19 protein-coding genes are annotated in these 21,206 nt (G+C 42.4%); 15 read left to right on the top strand and 4 right to left on the bottom strand.

Features of this window, described 5'->3' with window-relative positions:
* Nucleotides 1-13: 13 nt before the first annotated feature.
* The 4 genes from PHI47_RS10975 to moaA all read right to left on the bottom strand — a co-directional run bounded on the left by PHI47_RS10975 (nt 14) and on the right by moaA (nt 4,947).
* Nucleotides 14-1,201: a Shedu immune nuclease family protein gene (locus PHI47_RS10975; RefSeq protein WP_299937168.1), complete on the bottom strand. Its 1,188-nt coding sequence runs from the start codon at nt 1,199-1,201 to the stop codon at nt 14-16.
* A gap of 277 nt (nt 1,202-1,478) precedes the next feature.
* On the bottom strand, nt 1,479-3,230 hold the full coding sequence (locus PHI47_RS10970) for a nitrite/sulfite reductase (protein ID WP_299937165.1): 1,752 nt from the start codon (nt 3,228-3,230) through the stop codon (nt 1,479-1,481).
* Nucleotides 3,231-3,245: 15 nt separating this feature from the next.
* Nucleotides 3,246-3,686: a hypothetical protein gene (locus tag PHI47_RS10965; RefSeq protein WP_299937162.1), complete on the bottom strand. Its 441-nt coding sequence runs from the start codon at nt 3,684-3,686 to the stop codon at nt 3,246-3,248.
* Between the two features lie 295 nt (nt 3,687-3,981).
* Entirely contained in the window at nt 3,982-4,947 is a 966-nt protein-coding gene (gene moaA / locus PHI47_RS10960; protein ID WP_299937159.1) for a GTP 3',8-cyclase MoaA, read from the bottom strand.
* A gap of 126 nt (nt 4,948-5,073) precedes the next feature.
* Between moaA and PHI47_RS10955 the strand changes: the two genes are divergently transcribed.
* From PHI47_RS10955 to PHI47_RS10885, 15 genes are all read left to right on the top strand, one after another.
* On the top strand, nt 5,074-5,730 hold the full coding sequence (locus PHI47_RS10955) for a Crp/Fnr family transcriptional regulator (RefSeq protein WP_299937156.1): 657 nt from the start codon (nt 5,074-5,076) through the stop codon (nt 5,728-5,730).
* Nucleotides 5,731-6,630: a type IV pili methyl-accepting chemotaxis transducer N-terminal domain-containing protein gene (locus PHI47_RS10950; RefSeq protein ID WP_299937153.1), complete on the top strand. Its 900-nt coding sequence runs from the start codon at nt 5,731-5,733 to the stop codon at nt 6,628-6,630. It begins immediately after the preceding gene.
* Nucleotides 6,631-6,806: 176 nt separating this feature from the next.
* The gene (gene napA, locus PHI47_RS10945; protein ID WP_299937151.1) at nt 6,807-9,596 is read left to right on the top strand and encodes a nitrate reductase catalytic subunit NapA; all 2,790 of its coding nucleotides are present in this window, start codon (nt 6,807-6,809) and stop codon (nt 9,594-9,596) included.
* Between the two features lie 11 nt (nt 9,597-9,607).
* Nucleotides 9,608-10,417 (top strand): ferredoxin-type protein NapG, encoded by an 810-nt coding sequence (gene napG, locus PHI47_RS10940; protein ID WP_299937149.1) that lies wholly within the window; start codon nt 9,608-9,610, stop codon nt 10,415-10,417.
* Entirely contained in the window at nt 10,417-11,232 is an 816-nt protein-coding gene (gene napH, locus PHI47_RS10935) for a quinol dehydrogenase ferredoxin subunit NapH (RefSeq protein ID WP_299937147.1), read from the top strand. The genes napG and napH overlap by 1 nt, the downstream gene beginning before the upstream one ends.
* Nucleotides 11,229-11,846: a nitrate reductase cytochrome c-type subunit gene (locus PHI47_RS10930; RefSeq protein ID WP_299937144.1), complete on the top strand. Its 618-nt coding sequence runs from the start codon at nt 11,229-11,231 to the stop codon at nt 11,844-11,846. Before napH ends, PHI47_RS10930 begins: the two co-directional genes overlap by 4 nt.
* A 1-nt stretch (nt 11,847) precedes the next feature.
* On the top strand, nt 11,848-12,324 hold the full coding sequence (locus PHI47_RS10925; protein WP_299937141.1) for a 4Fe-4S binding protein: 477 nt from the start codon (nt 11,848-11,850) through the stop codon (nt 12,322-12,324).
* Entirely contained in the window at nt 12,321-13,259 is a 939-nt protein-coding gene (locus tag PHI47_RS10920; RefSeq protein ID WP_299937138.1) for a hypothetical protein, read from the top strand. The genes PHI47_RS10925 and PHI47_RS10920 overlap by 4 nt, the downstream gene beginning before the upstream one ends.
* Nucleotides 13,256-13,606, top strand: a complete 351-nt coding sequence (locus tag PHI47_RS10915) for a chaperone NapD (protein ID WP_299937134.1) — start codon at nt 13,256-13,258, stop codon at nt 13,604-13,606. Before PHI47_RS10920 ends, PHI47_RS10915 begins: the two co-directional genes overlap by 4 nt.
* Nucleotides 13,607-13,621: 15 nt before the next feature.
* Complete coding sequence (locus tag PHI47_RS10910) at nt 13,622-14,842, top strand: alginate export family protein (protein WP_299937131.1); 1,221 nt, start codon at nt 13,622-13,624, stop codon at nt 14,840-14,842.
* A gap of 153 nt (nt 14,843-14,995) precedes the next feature.
* Nucleotides 14,996-17,098 carry a ribonucleoside triphosphate reductase gene (locus PHI47_RS10905; protein ID WP_299937128.1) on the top strand — a complete coding sequence of 701 codons (2,103 nt, stop codon included), beginning with the start codon at nt 14,996-14,998 and terminating at the stop codon, nt 17,096-17,098.
* 15 nt (nt 17,099-17,113) lie between these two features.
* Nucleotides 17,114-17,779 (top strand): anaerobic ribonucleoside-triphosphate reductase activating protein, encoded by a 666-nt coding sequence (locus tag PHI47_RS10900; protein ID WP_299937125.1) that lies wholly within the window; start codon nt 17,114-17,116, stop codon nt 17,777-17,779.
* Nucleotides 17,780-17,844: 65 nt separating this feature from the next.
* Nucleotides 17,845-18,141: a c-type cytochrome gene (locus tag PHI47_RS10895; protein ID WP_299937122.1), complete on the top strand. Its 297-nt coding sequence runs from the start codon at nt 17,845-17,847 to the stop codon at nt 18,139-18,141.
* Nucleotides 18,142-18,277: 136 nt separating this feature from the next.
* A complete protein-coding gene (locus PHI47_RS10890; RefSeq protein WP_299937120.1) occupies nt 18,278-20,482 on the top strand; it encodes a TonB-dependent receptor in 2,205 nt (734 codons plus the stop codon).
* A 37-nt stretch (nt 20,483-20,519) separates the two neighbouring features.
* The gene (locus PHI47_RS10885; RefSeq protein ID WP_299937117.1) at nt 20,520-21,161 is read left to right on the top strand and encodes a Crp/Fnr family transcriptional regulator; all 642 of its coding nucleotides are present in this window, start codon (nt 20,520-20,522) and stop codon (nt 21,159-21,161) included.
* Nucleotides 21,162-21,206: the final 45 nt, after the last annotated feature.

Below are 21,206 nucleotides of genomic sequence, written 5' to 3'. Positions count from 1 at the left end.
TGAGAGTATTCACCTATTTGCTTCCTTGACTAACTATATGCTTTGCTCTTTCATAAAGCTCATCAAAGGTCATTATTTCGGGAGTAAAAATATTTTTACGGAATAATTCAAATGATCTATATTTATCCGAATTAACACCATGCTCATTTTGGAATTCATCAAGCTTACCAATAATCAAAAATGATTTCGGTTGAAAGTTAAAAACCTCTTCTCCTGTCAAATTACCATGACTATCTTTTAATTGAATTTTGTCAAAAAAATTATTCATACTAAGGGAAACAGTATTTTGAATTTGTGCAATTGCACCTGATAATTCTTTTGAAATACTCCAACAACTACCTCGATAAGGTTTGTTTTCTAATAAATCTGTTTTATGAGTTTTGAGCTCTACAAAACACAAGGATTTTATCATTCCAGCAGTTTTTAGCAACCCATCTACTCTTTTACCTGAGTTATTAAAATCATATCCGCTGACAACTTGTTCAATTTTCTTGTCATCTAACTCGGTTTGAAAAATATATGACAATCCATACCCAAATATCCACGTATTTGCTTCGAAAAATTTCTGCCAATCTGCCTCTTTTAGACTATCATCTTCTAACATATTTTCAAATTTAGCGAGTTGTTGTTTTCTATATCCTAAAGAAATTACATCTGATTCCGTTACTTCATTTTCAACAACTTTTTTTATTACATTGGGATTTTCTTTTAGATATTGTATTACCTGTTTATCGTCTATTTTGAACTCATTTACTTTATCTAAAGCAATATTTAAAGGGATTGTAACTCTTCCCTTGCCAGTTAATGGTATCCCTTTTAATGCTTGTACAAATTTCAATAACAAATCTAATTGTTCTCCATAAAGTACCATAGATTCTTTACAAGCATTACCAGTTTTTGTCATCCATCTTTGAACAGTTAATGTTTTTATGTTCCTTGTATCTTCATAAAAATATGCTTTTATTTCTTGCTTGGCATTATCGGTAGTTTTTAAATGAATTTCAATTCCATCTTTGCTTTCTACTCTTTTAGTCATTTTATGATTTGTACTATCTCCAAATTTCATTGAAACACCTCTACTGTGTCTTTCAATTACTTCTCCATCAACATATTGTTTGTCTGGTGGAAATTGTGGACTAACGCTAAGTGTATCCTCTTCTAATTTTTCATAATAGAAATATTCTTTGTCATCTGGTGTCATTTAGTTCCCCTCCACAATCGCTATCTCATTCCCACTCATCCTCACTCAACCCATACAGCGCATATTGACAAGGCTTTCACCTTGTTTAATGGAATTGAGTATAGATTTTTTAAAAATGGACAAATTTTGTGCCTTACTGTTAAAGTAAGGAGATTATAGCGAAAGTTACTCGTTCCGTAAAACACTCAGAACATCTTTCAATACCCCAAAAAAGATCAGTATTACTTAGCAATGGGATGGAATTGCCGATTTATGTCTATATGAAATAGGATATAGTTCAAACTTCCCAGTATTTTTTACTGACAAGCAGTTTTTTAATTTGTGGAGCGATCTCTTGATCGCTTTCTCCAACACTCCAAAGTTTTTTACTCAATTGACGTATCGCTTCATTCAAATTGTCCTCAATCAGCAACACAAAAGACGCTTTGGGAAAATACTGAAAAAACAACTCTTTTTCTAACAAAAACTGATCTTCTTCAGCAATATTTTCCCGTTTTTCCACCTCATACAATGCTATTGCTGATCCGCATTCCAATTTTGCCAAGAGCCATAATGCAATAAATTCTACGCTATACCGATTTAAAATGCTTTCGGAAAAAGATTCAAACGTATCACAACCACTCCGTTCATATTCATGGATAATAAGATCAATCACCGATCGGATATGTTCTAAGGGAACCATCTCAAAGAGTTCTCGTCCGACACTGATCCCTGCGGAGTGTTCGGCCCCGAGATAGATGCGGGCGCCTTTGTCCGTATTGCCGAAATTATTGGTACGCAGCCCGATGAGCCCGATATCGCAATGCTGGTGTCTCCCGCACCCTTTGCCGCATCCTGAAATCCCTATTTGAATACGATGCTCAGCTATTTTCTCCAAAGGGAGCAATTGTGCGTCGTCTTTAATATTCCAAAATGAATAAGGGCAATAATGGCTTCCTGCGCACGCAACAATAGTCTGGCTCTTTTTGAGATGTTCAAAAGGAGAGAATGACTGAGATAGTCCGAGAATATAAAGATTGTGATCCGTACTTAATCGTACCTCGGCAGAGTATGTCTCGGCAAAATCCGCAATAGCCACCAACTCTTCGGCACTGATACGCCCGAAATTGCTCTCGTAGCAAAACGCATAACTTCCGTCTTGTAGCTTTTGATATCGTGAAAAAAGTCCTTTTTCTAACACTAGATTGCCTGCTTGTTGCCAAGTTTTTTGGTATTCATGTGCAATATGTTCCACAAATGTTTCCATTGTGATCTCTTCAAGCAAATGAAATAGTCGGGTTCGGGTTCGGGTAAAGCGCAGGCCATGCGTGTTGAATGCTTCAATAAATGCTTTGAAAAAGGGGACAACTTCATCGGGCAATAAAAAAATATCGGCACTGCGGGCGATCTCGGTATTTTTTCCTCCCATATAGACGTTAAATCCGAATATTTCCTCTCTTTTAGCCAGTGCAAAATAGAGGTCATTGGCGAAAAACGAGGTGACGTTGGCACTGTTGCCCGAAATCCCCGTGGATATTCTACGCGGCAGCATACCGACAAGATGGGGAGTTTTAAGAAAATATTCCTGCATTTGCAGAATCAGCGGATAGGTTTCGATAACACTCATACAACCTCGTCCATCAAAGACATCGGTCACAATGTTGCGTACGTTATCCCCGAAAGTTTGCCATGTTGAAATCCCAAGCTCATTAATCTCTTTGAATATGTGCAATACATTTTCGCTGTTAAGCCCATGCAATTGTATACCGGCACGCGCGGTGAGAATAATCTCAAGCTCATTGCCCTTTGCAATATCGGCAATGGCTCGCAGTTGAACCGTTGTGATACGCCCTGCGGTTATGCGTAAACGAAGTGTATACTCATCCTCTTCGATGGGGGTGTTAAAAATACCGAAATCCTGTAAATAAAATCCGTCCCCTTCGCTGATACCGTTAAAGTCCAATGTCTCAATTTGAGGATAGTATTCGAAAGGAGAAAGGGCTGCCTTATGGCGTTCACGTTTATTTAATTTTTTTTCCGTCATTTCCATTGTTGTCACCGTTATTTATAGAGCCGATCGGATATTGATCGCAACCCACAAGATAGCAAGATTAAGGAGAAAAATTGCAAGCGATCCGCCTCGGGAAAGGAATTTTTGAACCAAGGTACGGGTTGTCTTATGGGTAGCGAAAGCGATATAGAGATGAACCATCGTTGCTATACTCAGGAGTGAAACCAAGACTAATTTCCATGTCACATAGTGCCCAAGCTCTGTATCGGTGTGCATAACGCTAAAAAGCTGATAATGATCTCCCAATATAAATCCCGTACTGATTAAAATTATCAGCCATACCGTTTCAAAATATCCATAAAACGGTCCGATTGCTCCGTATACGGCCTCTTGAGTCGCACGATCTCGAATAAATATCCCTAATCCGAATAATACGATACTACCGCCGATCCATGCACATGCAGAGAGAATATGAATATATAAAATCCATGTCACAGGATCTCCTTTAATTTTTCGAGAGTATAAAGGTATTTTGGGTAATGCGACTTGATACAAATCAATATATCATTCTGTTGATGAAGCTAGCTTTTTAATGTTGAGGAATTGAGTCAAACAGTACAGTGCTTTGAATCGAAGCTATCTGAAGGAGGTCACTTTGCCATACTGTTTGAATCAACCCCTGAGGGGGGAAGACTTTTTTTATGGTTCGACAATTATAGAGGATTATCGGCTTAATGTCTTTGATATAGGTCAAATGCCTGAATGTTCTTATGAGAATACATACGTTCTCTCACCCGCCCGTACGGTAAAAGGCACGAGAAGATACTTCAACATTCTCGATACCCCAAAAATTCTTTTCAGGTTTGTTAAATACGACATCTTCTAAGATTTCGGTCACTTTTTTACGATTTCCATCTCGTATCGCGTCTTTAATACTTTTTGCCCCCTCGAAGTATAAACACCCGATCAAATCCCCCTCCGCCGTAAGACGCAAACGATCACACGTGGCACAAAAATCATGGCGATGAGGCTCGATCGTTCCAAAACGGTACCCCTGCGGAGTTTCATATAAATTTGCCGGTCCGCTCACCTCTTTGTCAATCGGAATGAAAGAATAAGATTTGCCTAATACTTCAATGATTTCATCACTTCTAAGCCCTTTGAGCGCGTTGCTCGCGTGGGAATTTTCCATGTATTCGATATAACGGATCTGTGCACCGATCCCTTGAGCGTATTCAAACAAAGGGACGATTTCGTCTTCATTGATTCCGCGTAAAATAACGCTGTTAAGTTTGACCGACAACCCCACATCGACTGCTGCACGAATTCCTGTGAGAACTTGATCTAAAACATCTTTTTGTGCGATATAATTTAATGTCCCGCGATCCAATGAATCGAGAGAAATATTAACACGCTGCAATCCTGCATTTTTAAGTTTTTCAGCCTGTGCAGGTAATAAAAAACCGTTGGTTGTCAGTCCAATATCAACCTTCGGTGCATAGGTATGAATCATAGCGATAAGTTCATCGAGATTTTCACGCGTTGTCGGTTCCCCTCCGGTAAGACGGATTTTCTGGATACCGTTATCAATACTGATCTTGATAAATGCAAAAAGCTCTTCATAACTCAACAGATTCTCTTTAGGTACCCAGCTAAAGGGTTTTTCGCTCATACAGTAGCGGCAGCGAAAATTGCACCGCTCGGTAACTGATACACGTAAATAGGTAACTTTTCGTTCAAAACGATCTTGTAACATACGATGATCCTCAAATATATCGATTTCTAAATAGTAGCCGATTCGAGAGAGCAATTTCTTGATTTACATCAATAGTCAAATTGAGGGTTTGGGTTATCATATACTTTTAACGTACAAAGGTTAACCATGTCAATATTACTCGAGAATCTTGATTTTTTTAAAGATTGTGATCCTCAAAAATTATCCGTCTTATATTCAACCGCCAAATTCAAAGCCTATAATGCCTCCGATATTTTGGTGTATGAAGAAGATGATATTAATCGCGTCTATTTCCTCGTCGAAGGTGAAGTAAAACTCTACAAAGTTGACCGCTTTGATAATGAAATCTTTTTATATACCCTCTCCAATCAAACTCTTTTAACCGATATCGGTTCTCTTGAATGCCACACGATCAGCTGTTTTAGCAATATAGAATTTTTAGTTCCGAGCCGTGTGGTATCATTCGATCTTAAAATTTTTAAAGAAGTGGTCAAAACCGATCTTTCGCTTTTAAATCATTTAGTTAATATCCTCGCCGATCAAAAACAGCGAGTTGATTGTATGGTCAGTATGGGTATGGTGTATGACGTGACAGCCAAAGTGGCCAAAATGCTTTACGATCAACTTGATTTGTATAATCGGCTCAAAAAGCAGGAGATTTCCTATCGGCTCAACATACAGCCTGCTACCCTATCACGGGTATTGGCTAAATTTATGCGTAAAGGGCTAATTATGGAAGAAGATCATAAAACAGTCGTATTACAACGCGAAGAATTGACACGATATTTCAACGAGGGGCTATAAATGCAATCTATATCAACCAAAGTACGCTGGATCGTTGCGATTCTTTCTCTCAATCTTATTACCATAATTCTTGTCGACATTTGGCTCAATACCGATCAAAAGTTTGACGCCAAAGTGATTAATACCGCCGGAAAACAGAGGATGCTTTCCCAACGTACCGTTCTTGAACTTCATCGGCTCCTTTTGGACGAAGAAGGGTCGTATGAGCGGCTCCAATCTGCACGAGATGAGTTTGACCATAATTTTAAGCAGCTCGGTACGGCAACTTCTGAATACAAAGGGTTTTCAAACGAACAAATTGAAAAAACCATGTTGGAGGTATATGCCCACTGGAATCGGATGGGTGGCTTAATCGATCGTTATTTGCAGGGGGATCACAACCTTTTCGATCTCAAAACGATCTATGATGACGGTGATCGAACATTAGTCCTGATGGATCAAGCGGTTACCCAATATGAAGAATATATGATGGAAAAACGGATCGTCGCCCACCGTATCCAAATTTTTCTCGCTCTGATCTCGTTTGGTGTTATCCTCTATATGGCACGAACAACGCTGCAGATACAACAAAATTTTGACAAATTTCTGGAGCACTCAAAATCAATCAGCGGTAATGAAAATATTGGCGAACAAAAGGGAAATGAACTCGATATCGCATGTGCTCATATCGAGTATTTTTTACACAATGTTGAAGAAGCAATTCAAAATGCCACAGAAGCCGTCGAGAAGAGTGAAGCCGCTACTGCGATGCTCATCGGTTCAGGACCGGAAACCGAGGAACTCTTGGAACAAAGCGAAGATATGATGATACAGGTGAGCGAAGAGCTTCATCGCACATCTCAGCGCCTTAAAAAACTTAAAAACAATCTCCAAACCGCCAACGCGATTCGAAACGCCTAAAAGCGTTTCAAATTTAATCCTTCTTTTCTTCTTCTTTTGACTTAAGTCAAATACTTTTTTTTTGAATTGCTTTACAATGTTTGAAGTGCATGAGTTATTTCATAGCATAAAGAAATCTTAAGGGGTCTGGCCGTTTTACGGTATGGATTGAACGTGATTTCATTAAGGAGTTTTCAATGTCGTTAGATAGAAGAGAGTTTTTAAAAAGTGCCGCCGCCGCATCCGCTGCAACGGCAGTTGGTATGGCAATCCCTGCAAGTGTAGAGGCTGCTTCAAATCAAGCACAAGCGGGATGGCGCTGGGATAAAGCAGCTTGCCGCTTTTGCGGAACCGGTTGTGGAATTATGATGGCGACCAAAGACGACCGTATCGTTGCGGTCAAAGGTGACCCGCTCGCTCCCGTCAATCGTGGTCTTAACTGTATCAAAGGGTACTTTAATGCCAAAATCATGTACGGTGCAGACCGTCTGACTCAACCCCTTTTACGTATGAACGATAAAGGCCAATTTGATAAACACGGTAAATTTAAACCGATCAGCTGGGAACGTGCGTTCGATGAGATGGAAGTACAGATTAAATCCGCTCTCAAAGAAAAAGGGCCGACCGGTATTGCAATGTTCAGTTCGGGTCAACAAACCATTTTAGAAGGTAATGCTGCCCTTAAACTAATGAAAGCAGGTTTCCGTACTAACAATATCGATCCGAATGCCCGTCTATGTATGGCATCTGCCGTTACTGGGTTTATGAACGTTTTCGGTGCGGATGAGCCATCGGGATGTTATGACGATATCGAACTGGCTGAAACCATTGTGGCATTCGGTTCCAATATGGCGGAAATGCACCCTATTCTCTGGTCACGCGTATCCGATCGTAAACTGAGCAATCCGGATAAAGTGCAAGTCGTTGTTCTTTCAACCTACAAACACCGTACAATGGACCTTGCCGACGTTGAGATCATCTTTAAACCTAATACCGATTTGGCAATTTTCAACTACATCGCCCGTGAGATTGTATATAACCACCCTGAAGCGATCGATTGGGATTTTGTCAACCGATACATCGTATTCGCTACCGGTCCCGTCGATATCGGATACGGATTGCGTGAAGATATTCATCATCCAAAATACAAAAAAAGCGAACTTGATACCGCAGCGAAACAAAAATCAAAAGTTCTTACTGCCGATGAGGGGGTAAGTCTTGGGTATCTAGGCTATAAAGCGGGCGATACACTTCAAATGAAAAATACTGAAACTGCTAATAATCATTGGCAAATCACTTTTGAAGAGTTCAAAAAAGGGCTCGCTCCGTATACCCTCGATTATACGGCGCATGTTGCCAAAGGTGACCCCGATGAGAGCATTGAAGATTTCAAAGCAAAACTTCAAAAAATGGCTGATCTTTACATCGAACAAAAACGCAAATGTCTCACCTTCTGGACGATGGGATTCAATCAGCATACCCGCGGTACATGGGTGAATGAACAAGCGTATATGATCCATTTCCTCCTTGGTAAACAAGCCAAACCGGGAAGCGGCGCATTCTCTCTCACCGGTCAGCCATCAGCGTGCGGAACCGCTCGTGAAGTAGGAACCTTTAGTCATCGTCTACCGGCAGATATGGTCGTTATGAATCCAGACCATCGTAAAAGAGCCGAAGAGATCTGGCACATTCCAGCCGGCACGATCAATCCGAAAAACGGATCCCATTTCACCCAGATTCACCGTGACCTCGAAGACGGTAAAGTGAAGTTCGCATGGGTCAGTGTTTGTAACCCGTATCAAGATACCGGCAATGCCGAGCACTGGATTAAAGCAGCGCGTGAAATGGATAACTTTATCGTTACCTCCGATGGTTATCCGGGGATTTCGGCCAAAGTGTCGGATTTGATTTTACCAAGTGCCATGATGTACGAAAAATGGGGTGCATACGGTAATGCGGAGCGCCGTACTCAACACTGGCGTCAGCAGGTAACTCCGGTAGGGGATGCGATGTCCGATACATGGCAGTTCGTTGAGCTCTCCAAACGCTTTACGATCAAAGAAGTATGGGGTGCGCAAAAAATCCCAGGACTTGAGGGCGGATTACCGGATGTCATGGGTGCTGCCAAAGCGATGGGATACAAAGAAACCGATACCCTTTATGATGTCTTGTATGCCAATACGACTGCTAAAAGCTTTAAATGGCCTGATCCGGTCGGCAAAGGATACCAAAATTCTGAAGCTGAAGGTGACAAACGTAACGTTATCGGAAGTGACGGAAAACCGTTTAAAGGGTATGGCTTTTTCCTCCAAAAATATCTGTGGGAAGAGTATCGCAAATTCGGTGACGGACATGGACATGACTACGCCGACTTTAATACCTATCACAGAGTACGCGGTTTGAAATGGCCGGTTGTGGATGGCAAAGAGACCGCATGGCGCTACAACGCGAAATACGATCCGTATGCAAAAAAAGCCAACAGCGGTCCATTCTCATTCTACGGACATGCGTTTAAAGAGATCCCATCGGGTAATCTCCAAGGGGTTACAGATAAAACGAAAGTCCATTTGGACGGAAAAGCAAAAATCTTCTTCCGACCGTATATGGAACCGACCGAAGTACCGGATAAAAACTACGATATCTGGCTTTGTACCGGTCGTGTGTTAGAGCACTGGCACAGCGGAACAATGACGATGCGGGTTCCTGAACTCTATCGCGCTGTCCCTGAAGCACTCTGTTACATCCATCCGAAAGATGCTGAAAAACGCGGTGTCAAACAAGGCGATATGGTGTGGGTCGAATCACGTCGCGGCAAAGTTAAAGCGCACGTCGAAACACGCGGTCGTAACCGACCTCCGCGCGGACTCGTATTTGTTCCTTGGTTTGATGAAAAAGTATTTATCAATAAAGTTTGTTTGGATCATACCTGCCCGATTTCCAAACAAATCGACCATAAAAAATGCGCTGTCAAAATCTATAAAGCGTAACGGAAAAAGTCATGAAAAATTCTCCTTCAAACGATCGTCGCCGCTTTCTCCTCTCCATTGCGAGAGGTATCGGGCTAAGTGCGATGGGTGCGTTGGTATGGAGTGCTTATGTGGGTGAGGTAAAAGCCGCTCCGTTGATTTTACGCCCTCCGGGTGCGTTAAAAGAAGATGAGTTCATTAAAAACTGTATCAAATGCGGATTGTGCGTGGAAGCGTGTCCTTACGATACGCTTAAACTGGCGAAGCCAGGGGATAACCTTCCTATGGGAACCCCCTACTTCACCCCACGTACGACACCGTGCTATATGTGCAGCGATGTTCCCTGTGTTCCGGTATGTCCAAGCGGTGCCCTTAATGAGCCATCGGTTAGCAGCTATGTTAAAGCACATGCCAAACTCGATATCAATAAAGCCCGTATGGGACTGGCGGTTATCGATAAAGAATCATGTATTGCAACATGGGGAATCCAGTGTGACGCATGTTATCGTGCCTGCCCTTTAATGGGTCAAGCCATTACGATCGAATACTCTAAAAATGAGCGAACGGGAAAACATGCGTTTCTCGTCCCCATTGTACATGCAGATGTCTGTACGGGATGCGGTATGTGCGAACATGCCTGTGTCACTCAAAAAGCGGCGATTTACGTTTTACCAAGAGCATTAGCGATGGGGGAAGCGGGAAATCATTACATCAAAGGATGGGATCCTAAAGATGAACAACGTCTTGAAAGTGTCAATAAAGAAGTTCCGCATGAGTTCACCAAAACCAAATTAAGTGAAAAAAGTGCCCTTGATTCACTCAATGACGAAAGTGGGCTGTGATGAAACATTATAAATATCTCTTGATGAGACGGTTTACCCAAATCGGGATATTGCTCCTCTACATCGGAGCCAATGCCTGGGGATGGAAAATACTGCGAGGTGATCTAAGTGCCTCATTACTGATGGGTAAAGTTCCATTGGCAGATCCCTACGCAGTGGTTCAAATCGCTGTTACCGGTGCAACACTGGGGATGGATATCATCCTCGGTGCGCTCATCGTTACCCTCTTTTACGGGGTTATCGGCGGACGGGCGTTTTGCAGCTGGGTATGTCCGATTAACATGATTACCGATACGGCCGCATGGCTGCGTCGCAAAATGAGATTATCAGAAATCCAAAAACGGTTTTACATAAGCCGATCGCTTCGGTATTGGATTTTAGGTTTGAGTTTAATTTTGTCAGCGGTGATGGGAGTGGCGGCATTTGAGCTGATCAGCCCTGTTTCGATGGCACATCGCGGAGCCGTATTCGGTATGGGTATGGGCGGCGGTGCGTTAGTGGTCATATTTTTGTTTGATCTGTTGGTTCATGAAAACGGATGGTGCGGTTATATTTGTCCGTTGGGTGCATCGTATGCACTCATCGGTAAATTTTCCTTTATCCGTGTTCACCATGATGCCAATAAATGTACCGATTGCAGAGATTGTATTACGGTGTGCCCTGAAAAAGAGGTCCTCCATATGATCAATCGCAGCAGTGAAAGTGTCTTGATGGGTGAATGCACCAATTGCGGCAGATGTGTTGATGTTTGTAAAGAAGACGCGCTCGGATTTTCAATTCGAAGTCAGTTAAAACAACCAAAGGATGAAGAATGAAAGCAAATCGAATCATCGGCAGTCTAGTAGCTGCTTGTATTTTAATCAGCGGTGTCTATGCCGCGAGCAATGCCAATGCCGGTATAGACGAAAAAGATTTGGGAATGCGTAAAGCGGAAGTGTATACGGAAGATACTGCTGCACCCGATGGTACGAACTACCACAAAGAAGCTCCAGGAACCTCTAAAAAAATCCAACGTGCGTATGTTAACGCACCGCCGATGATCCCTCATGACATCAGTGATTTGGGTGAAATCGATAAAAACAACAATGCATGTCTCGGATGTCATATGCCGGATGTTGCAACAACGATGGGGGCGACACCGATCCCGAAAACACACTTTACCAATTTTCGCCCAGCGGTAGAATCGGATGCGGATGATAATTTCAAATCCGAAAGCAACGATCAAATGATTAAAAAAGATCTGCATGGACAGCTATGGCAAGGCCGCTACAACTGTACACAATGTCATGCTCCGCAAACTCAGGGTAAATTACGGGTTGAGAGCAACTTCAAACCGGATTACACCGATAAAAAAGGGCAAAAACATAAAAATAAATCGTATTTGATGGATGAGATTGACACCGGTGTACAAGTCGGAAACGGATTATAAGATGTCAACCTCAACACGTCGCAATTTTTTCGGTGCTCTAGGTTCACTTTTCAAAGAGAACCGTGGTCCGATCCGTCCTCCGTATGCATCTATAGCGGCAACGTTTAATGAATGCCGCAGTTGTGAGGGGATGTGTGTCAGCGCGTGTGAAGAGAAAATTATCCACCGTGATGAGAAAGGTATCCCTTTTCTGGATTTTAAAGCCAATGGATGCAGTGATTGTCACAAATGTATGGAAGTGTGTACTCCGAATGTTCTGAGCGATCCGGATCGTTTTATTCAGGGGCGAGCCCGTATCACATCGATGATGTGCATGTCCCACCACGATACAATCTGTTTTTCCTGTAAAGATCCGTGTTTGGAAGATGCCATTATTTTTGAGGGAATGTTTCGACCGATTATTATTCCCGAAAAATGTACGGCGTGCGGCTATTGCGTTGCGGTATGCCCCAATGCGGCCATTGAGATTGTAGTATGAAAGTTTTAGTAATTTTATTTGGATTCTATATATGGCTCAGTGCAGCCATACTCCCGACATCCGTAATCAAAACCGATGCCCTGATCAGTGACATGGTAGTGGATAATGGAAAAATCTATGTGGCTACGGATGGAGGAGGAGTCGATGTATTTGATTCAAAAACTTTTAAAAAGCTGAACGTTCTTCGTATTCCTGATATAAAGAACAGTGAAGGCAAATCATTTTCACCGAAAATTTATTCGGTTGATCATATTAAAAATACAACGGTAATAGTCACTGAAAGCGGCAGCGATTTTCGCAATGTTTATTTATTGGAAGGGGATAAAGCGATCAAGATTGTCGATAACGGACGTGGCTTATTGATAAAAAAAGCCCGTTTTATTGATCTAGATCATTTACTCTTCGGCCTCTCAGGTGATACTATTGTTTTGATGGATATTTCAAAGAACACCCTTGTTTATCAAGTTCAGGCAGGCGGAGGCATGTTTAGAGACATGGTACTAAGCCCTTCAAAATCGCTTGTCGCAGTTGCCGATGAGGGGGGAGAAATCACCATGATTAATGTCAAAAGCGGCCGTCGTGTTAAAACGCTCCGTGGCATCAATGTTGATAATATCAATCGAATAGATTACAAACACAATACGATTCTAAGTGCCGGACAAGATCGTCGCGTCGGTGTCTATCGTGCCGGTGGAAGTTATTTTCTTGAAAGTGACTTTTTTGTTTATGCCGTAGGGCTCAGTCCCTCCGCTGAAAAAGGGGTCTATACCGATGGTATGGATAACCAGTTACAGGTATTTGATACGACGACCAAAGCCAAAATTGCCCGCCTCCAAAGCGGAGAGGTGATTTTGGATACGTTGATCTTTCTGGATGAGCACCGCCTTATCGGTGCGGGCGAAGAGAACAAAATTTATTATTGGAGACTACCGTGAATATTTCAAGTATTGTGGTGCAAACCAACCCGATCTACACTGATGAAGTTGTCGAAATTTTAAAAGCAGCAGATTTTTGCGATTACCATTTTCATGACGAAAAAGGACGAATTATTGTAACCATCGAGGGTGAAGGGGTCGAAGAAGAGATTCCTAAACTCGTCAGGATTCAAGAAATGGAACATATCATCTCAGCCGATATGTCATTCGCTTTTAGTGAAGATGAACTCAACGCGGAACGTGACAAATTGGAATTAGTAGGCAATGATATTCCCCAATGGTTGAATGATGAAAATGCAACCAAAAGAGATATTAAATACAACGGCGATCTCAAAGATCGATTTTAAACTTAGGAGAAGAAGATGAAAAGAATCACATTATCAACAATTGCTGTTTTAACCTTGTTGCCAAACGTACTTAGCGCAGAAGGTTTTGCCCTCTTTAGTGATGCAAAGTTTAACGGAGAGATCCGTCCTCGTTATGAGAGTGTGGACGATGAGAGCAATACCAAAGACAAAGCAAATGCGTTTACCGTTCGTGCGACTCTTGGGGTTGAAGCTAACTTACTCGGTATCAATGGTTTGAGTATGAAAGTGGATGGTACAACAGTTCAACCAATCGGTGGCGAGCGTTATGACAGCGGATCAAACGGTTTGAACTATGATAAAGTCGTTGATCCGGAACAAACCCGTTTCTCCCAAGCGTATCTCCAATACAAATACGGAAAAACCGTTGCCAAAGCGGGACGTCAGGTTATCAATCTCGACAATCAGCGTTTCATCGGTTCTGTTGACTGGCGTCAAATGATGCAAAGCTTTGATGCGGCAGTCATCAGTGACAGCACGATTGATAATCTAACGCTTACCGGTGCTTATGTATGGGGACGTGAAGCGGTTAGTGATGCTCCGACGGCTGATACCAATTCTATCATTTTAAACGGATCGTATAAAGTAAGTGATATGGTCAAAGTAACCGCCTACGATTACATGATCTCTTCTGCCAGTGACACGATCGGAATGGCTTTGACCGGAGATGTACCTCTCGCTTCGGCAAAAGTCGCTTATCGTGCGGAATATGCAAGTCAAGGTGATGCATCACGGGATACCGATGATGCTCATAAAAATGTCAAAGCGGATGCGTATTATTATAATCTCGATGCTCTTGCAAACATTAACGGTATTCTCGCAGGTGTTGGATATGAGTTCTTGAGCGGACATACTACGGGTGATGGAAAAACGGCATTTTTTGCTCCATTGGGTACATTACATGCCTTCAACGGATGGGCAGATAAGTTCTTAGCAGCAACACCGACCGGCGGATTATGCGATGCAACTGCAACCGTGGGTTATACGGCTGCGGGTCTTGGGAAAGCGATGCTCGTTTATCATAATTTTGAGACCGATGTTTCTATGGGCGGCAAAAGTGATTTAGGCTCGGAGTGGGACGCTTTGTATACCAATGCCATTCCCGGAGTTAAAGGACTTAGCGGTCTTGCAAAAGCAGCTTTCTTTAAAGCCGGTGATGTCACAGGTTACACTGCGGACGTCAGCAAAATCTGGCTCCAGGTCAGCTATAAATTCTAAACTTCTTTCTTGCCCTTCGGGGTATAGAAAAAAATCTTCTCTGTAACCGCTTTTTTCACCACTTCATTTGACAAAGGTCAAAGACATTTATTTCAGATTCCATTAGAATATCTCATCTAAATATAACCATAAATTGAAAAAGGAAAGCATCTGATGGAGCCGATCAAACATGTTCTAAAACGGGATGGTTCTACAGAGCCGTTCTACTCATTTAAAATCGAAGATGCCATTACCAAAGCATTCAACAGTGTGTCAATACCATTGGATGACAAAGTCGTCACGGAAGTATTATTTATGGTTTTGCATGACGCTATAGTCGATGTAGAAGCGATTCAAGATCTCATAGAACGTACCCTTTATAATGCAGGCTATTTTGAGGTGATGAAGTCCTTTATCACCTATCGCTTTTTGCATAAAATGCAGCGTGAGCATATTTTGGGGCTTGGGGAAGACACCACCTATGTTAATTCCACCCAAAGTGTCGAAGAGTATATTCACAAATCCGACTGGCGTGTTAATGCCAATGCCAACACCGGATACTCCAATGCCGGATTAGTGAATAACCTCGCCGGTAAAGTGATCGCCAACTTTTGGCTCGATAAAGTGTATGCTTCGAATGAAGGCTCAGCTCACCGAAACGGCGATATTCATATTCATGATCTCGATTGTCTTACGGGGTATTGCGCCGGATGGAGCCTCAGAGCTCTACTCAATGAAGGGTTTAACGGCGTACGGGGACGTGTTGAGAGTAATCCACCCCGCCATTTTAGAGAAGCTCTGGGACAAATGGCCAATTTTTTAGGAATTTTACAATCCGAATGGGCGGGAGCACAGGCATTTAGCTCTTTTGATACCTATTTAGCCCCGTATGTTTTTGCCGATGAACTCTCTTTTATCGAGATAAAAAAGGCCATTCGTGGGTTTGTGTATAACCTTAATGTCCCCGCACGATGGGGCCAATCTCCGTTTACCAATATTACTCTTGATTGGATGGTTCCGGATGATCTGGCTTTGCAGTTTCCTACCTGTAACGATCTTCATCTATTTCATAATTTCCCCTTTACCACCCATCATCAGCGTAAACTGTTTGAACGGAACAAAAGAAATATGAGCGACCTGACCTATTCGGATTTTCAGTCCGAAATGGATCAAATCAACCGTGCCTTTTATGAAGTGATGAGCGAGGGAGATGCGACCGGAGCGCCGTTTACGTTTCCGATCCCGACCGTTAACATCACCGAAGATTTCGACTGGTATGGCCCTAACACGGATATACTCTTTGAAAATACCGCCAAAATCGGTTCCAGCTATTTTCAAAATTTTGTCGGGAGCCAATATCTTCGTAATGAGGACGGCAAGCCTATCGAAAATCCAGATGCCTACAAACCGGGGCACGTGAGAAGTATGTGCTGTAGATTGCAGCTTGATTTGCGTGAACTGCTCAAACGCGGTGGCGGACTTTTCGGAAGTGCGGAAATGACAGGAAGCATCGGTGTTGTTACTATCAACATGGCACGATTGGGATATTTATACAAAGACGATCACGCACGCCTAATGAAAGAACTGGATATCTTGATTGATATAGCGTACTCGACATTAGAGAAAAAACGCCTTTTTGTCCAAGATATGTTCAATCGAGGACTTTATCCCTACACCGCCCGCTATCTAAAAGGGTTTCATAACCACTTCTCGACCATCGGGGTCAACGGAATGAACGAGATGATCCGCAATATGAGCGGGGATACCGAAAATATTTCTACCGAATGGGGAACACAGTTTGCCCTCTCTATCTTGGATCATATGCGCGATAAAATGCGTGCATTTCAAGAAAAAAGCGGTAATCTCTATAATCTTGAAGCCACGCCGGCAGAGGGGACAACGTATCGTTTTGCGAAAGAAGATATCAAACGATACCCCGATATCATCCAAGCAGGTGTTGGGGAAAATATCTATTATACGAACAGTTCCCAGCTCCCCGTCGATCTCACTGCCGACCCATTTGAAGCCCTCACACTGCAAGACGAGTTGCAATGCCGCTACACGGGCGGTACGGTACTGCATTTGTATATGGGCGAGCGTCTTAGCTCCGGTGAAGCATGTCGACGTATGGTTAAAAACGTCATTACCAACTTTCGCCTTCCCTACATCACGGTGACTCCGACTTTTTCGGTCTGTCCCGTACACGGCTATCTCAACGGTGAGCATGAGTATTGTCCTAAATGCGATACCGAAATCCTTCTCAAAGAGTCGGCATAATGGCCGAGATACCCGATGAAAGCGCTCTATGATCTGACGCCGTTTACCCTGCTGGATTTCCCTGATATCCCTGCCGCTATATTTTGGTTTGCAGGGTGTAATCTGAGATGCACCTACTGCTATAACCCCGATATTGTTCTGGGTGCTGCTCATATCGATGAAGAGAGTGCCCTCGCCTTTTTAACGAAGCGAATCGGACTACTCGAAGGGGTCGTCCTCAGCGGCGGAGAAGCAACCCTTTATCCCAATCTGATCTCCTTTTGTCGCTCCATCAAATCACTCGGATATAAAATCAAACTCGATACCAATGCTATGCGTCCTGATATTATTGCAACATTGCTAAAAGAAAATCTGTTGGATTATGTCGCCCTCGACTACAAAGCTCCCTCTTCCGAAATGATCCGAATCTGTGGCGGCGGAAGCGAACATCGTTTTTGGGAAAGTTTTCATATTGTCCAAAAATATGGAATTTATTTTGAGGTACGAACAACATTTCATCCTGATCTTCTTAACGAAGCACAAATTATTACCATGGCTGATACACTTAAAAACAAAGGATATACCCGCCCTTTTTACATACAGCTTTTTCGTGAGGGTGTTCCAACACTGGGCGATCTCCCCTCTTGTGAACGAGTTGTTGATTATACGTTGCTTAAAAGATATGTAACCCTTCGCAATTGACCTATATCAAAGACTTTATTCTTCAAACGCTTTACAATGACGTATTCTTTTTGTAGGAGTTTACAATGAAAAAAGTGTTAGTTGCGGTATGCGTACTATTTGGTCTATGGAGTACCTCTATGGCAGACGAAGGTGCTGATTTATTTAAAAAATGTGCAGCCTGTCATGGTGCCCAAGGTGAAAAAGCAGCACTGGGTAAAAGTAAAATCATTAAAGATATGAGCAGTGCACAAATTATTACAGCACTTAAAGGATACAAAGACGGTACTTACGGTGCAGCGTCAAAAGCGATTATGAAAGGGCAAGTTGCATCATTGAACGATGCTCAAATCACTGTTTTGGCAGCCCATATCAGTAAATAACTGACTCTCCTCTTTTGAGGAGTTGGTTCGAGCAGTATAGATTAAAAAAAACCCTCCTTAAGGTAAGCCCTGATAAAGCACTATACTGCTTGAACGAACTCCTATTTTTACAATATTTAATCAAATAGGGGCAAATATGAAAAAAAAGTTCATACTTTCATTACTATCCGCAACATATCTAATAGCTGATGGAATCACGTTAGATCCAATTATCGTTACCGCAACCCAAACCCAAACAACGCTCTCGGATGCTCCCGGAAGTGTCAGTGTCGTATCGAAAGAAGCAATGCATAGCCTGCCTATTGCTAATCTCAAAGAGGTAGTTAAAGCCTTAGAGGGGATAACATCCATTGCACACAGAGGCTTATCGGATGTCAATCCTACGGTCGTGCTTCGCGGAATTCCGGATCAATCACGGACCATGATATTACTCGATGGTATTCCTATGAATACCAGTTATACGAGCAGTGCCGCAACTCCCTATAATATACTGCCTGAAGATTTAGAACGGGTTGAAGTGATTCGCGGACCGTTTTCAAGCCTCTATGGAAGCAGTGCAATGGGCGGTGTCATCAACTATATCACCCAAATGCCCAATGATCCTGAGTACAAAGCCAGTATCGGATACGGTGATGCCTTTAACGATGGCGCAGCTCAAGGCAATCTAAGCAAAATTTACGTCTCAGTTGCCGATAAGATTACCGATAATTTAAAATTTAAAATCAGTTACGGAGCTTTTTGGAGTGAGGGATACCGATCTGATTTTGTAACCGTAACCCAACCAAAAGCCGGATACAGCGGCTTTATTCCGGAAACATCTTCTCCGCTCCCCACTACTGCACAGCTGATTGCAGGTAATGCGGGCAACCGAGGGGTCAATAAATACGATTTATCTACCAAACTCCTCTATACACCCACAACAAAAGAGACCGTAAACGCATCCTATCGGCAGTCCCACTATCATGTAGAATATACGGATCCTGAATCGTATATCACACAGAACTCATCGGGGAATACGGTTTATTCTTATCCGGGAAGCTCCACTACCGGGTTAAAAGAAAGTAAATTTTTACAAGGTCAAAGCGATTTAATCAGCGATCTTTACTCCCTGGATTACCGACATAATTTTTCAGGTTCTACCTTTGATATCCGCTATTCCCTGTTATCGGTATACGATTGGTACACCTCGGCAGGGACAACGGCCACACGCAGCGGAGGAAGCGGTACGCTAACCCCTAGAAAAGCGCAAAATATGATGCTCCATACTACGTGGCAAAAACCGATCGGGAATTCATTGGTGCTCTTAGGGGGAGAATACAAACGTAACACTTCGGTTTCAGACACCGATACCGTATCGGATTGGAGAGATGTGGACTCCCAAACGCTCACAACCGCTAGTTCAGGAGGAAAAGAGCGGATTATCGCCGCCTTCGCCGAAGTTCAAAGTGATATTAGCGATAAATTATCCACCAACATCGGCGCGCGATTCGAATCATGGAGCGGGTATGACGGATATGTTTCCGATGCCAATGCGTCCAATACGACGCTGAATCAAGCCTACCCTACCAAACACAACAATAATTTCTCTCCTAAAATATCACTCAACTATCAAGTAACCGGGAATACGCTACTAAAAACCTCATGGGGTAAGGCATTCCGGGCACCCGATCCGGTCAATCTTTACCGAACGTATGAAATTACCGCAATAAATCGTGTTTATGTTGCGAATCCGGATCTAAGCCCTGAGCGAAGTGAATCGTATGATTGTGGAGTGGAGCAAAAAACACCGCAAAACGGTCTTTTTAAAGCCTATTGGTTCCATACGATTATCGAGGATATGATCTCCACTAAACCGCCTATTCTCAGTGGCGGCAAAAGTTACTATGAGCGAGTCAATATCGGTAAAGCCCAAAGTCAAGGATATGAGCTCTCCTACATCCAGCCGTTGGTGTATGATCTCACGCTCAATACCAACTATACCAAAACCTATACCAAGATTTTAGAAAACCCTATCGATCCCACTTTGGTTGGAAAACACTTTGCCGGTATACCTGAAAATATGGTCAATGCCTCCCTTGTCTATGATAATCAACAATTTTTCGCCTTGATCAACTATAACTATCAATCCAAAATCTACAATAATTCCGATAACAGTGATACCGTTTCCAATGTCTACGGTTCGATTGACGGTGTAGGCATTTTTAACACTAAAATCGGGTATCGGCTCAACAAAAATATTGATTTCACTTTTGCGATTAATAATCTGATGGACACAGATTACTACAGTTATGAAAAAGCGGAAGGCAGATCGTGGTTTACCCAAATCAATTTAAAAATTTAATCTTTTTTTCTATACAAATAAGCCATAGGAGCGCAGAGTGATAGACCAATTAAAAAGTATTTTTCTTTTTTCACACCTCAGTGAAGAAGATTTAACCCATTTGGCATCGATTGGAAAATTTCGAGAATATAACAGCGGAGAAACTCTTTTTTATGAGGGTTCATTTTCTGATAAGCTCTATATCCTCATGAAGGGTATCATCAAAGCATACAAAACCGATATGAAAGAGAATGAAATCGTTCTGCACTACTTTTATCCTGTATCACTCGTTGCAGAAATGGCAAATCTCTACCACATCCCCTTTCCGGCAACCGCAGAATTTCAAACAAACGGATATGTATTTGAAATCGACTATCCTCTTTTTGAGCGCGATTTTCTTAAAAATCCTACGGTATCCTTCGAACTCATAAAATCCCTGACTCAAAAACTCAAATACCTCGAAGAGGTTATTACCACGCGTCTGGCACTGGACGCAACTTCGCGTGTAGCAAAATTTCTTTATGAAAACGGAGATATTTCCGATTCCACCAAACGACATAAAATTGCAACCATTTTAGGGCTCACCCCTGAAACGCTCTCTCGCTCCTTTAAAAAAATAAAAATTCTTGGACTTATCAGTGATGAAGGAAAAAATTTCACAATCTTGAATCGGGAGGGGCTAAAAGAACTTTTTTCTTAAAAGTTTTTACAAATTTGATTTATATCAATGGAGCTTCATATCCTT

This window comes from Sulfuricurvum sp., from assembly GCF_028713855.1.
Taxonomy (GTDB): Bacteria; Campylobacterota; Campylobacteria; order Campylobacterales; family Sulfurimonadaceae; genus Sulfuricurvum.
The sequence above is the reverse complement of the archived record's forward strand: the minus strand, read 5'-3'. Positions and strand labels throughout refer to the sequence as shown.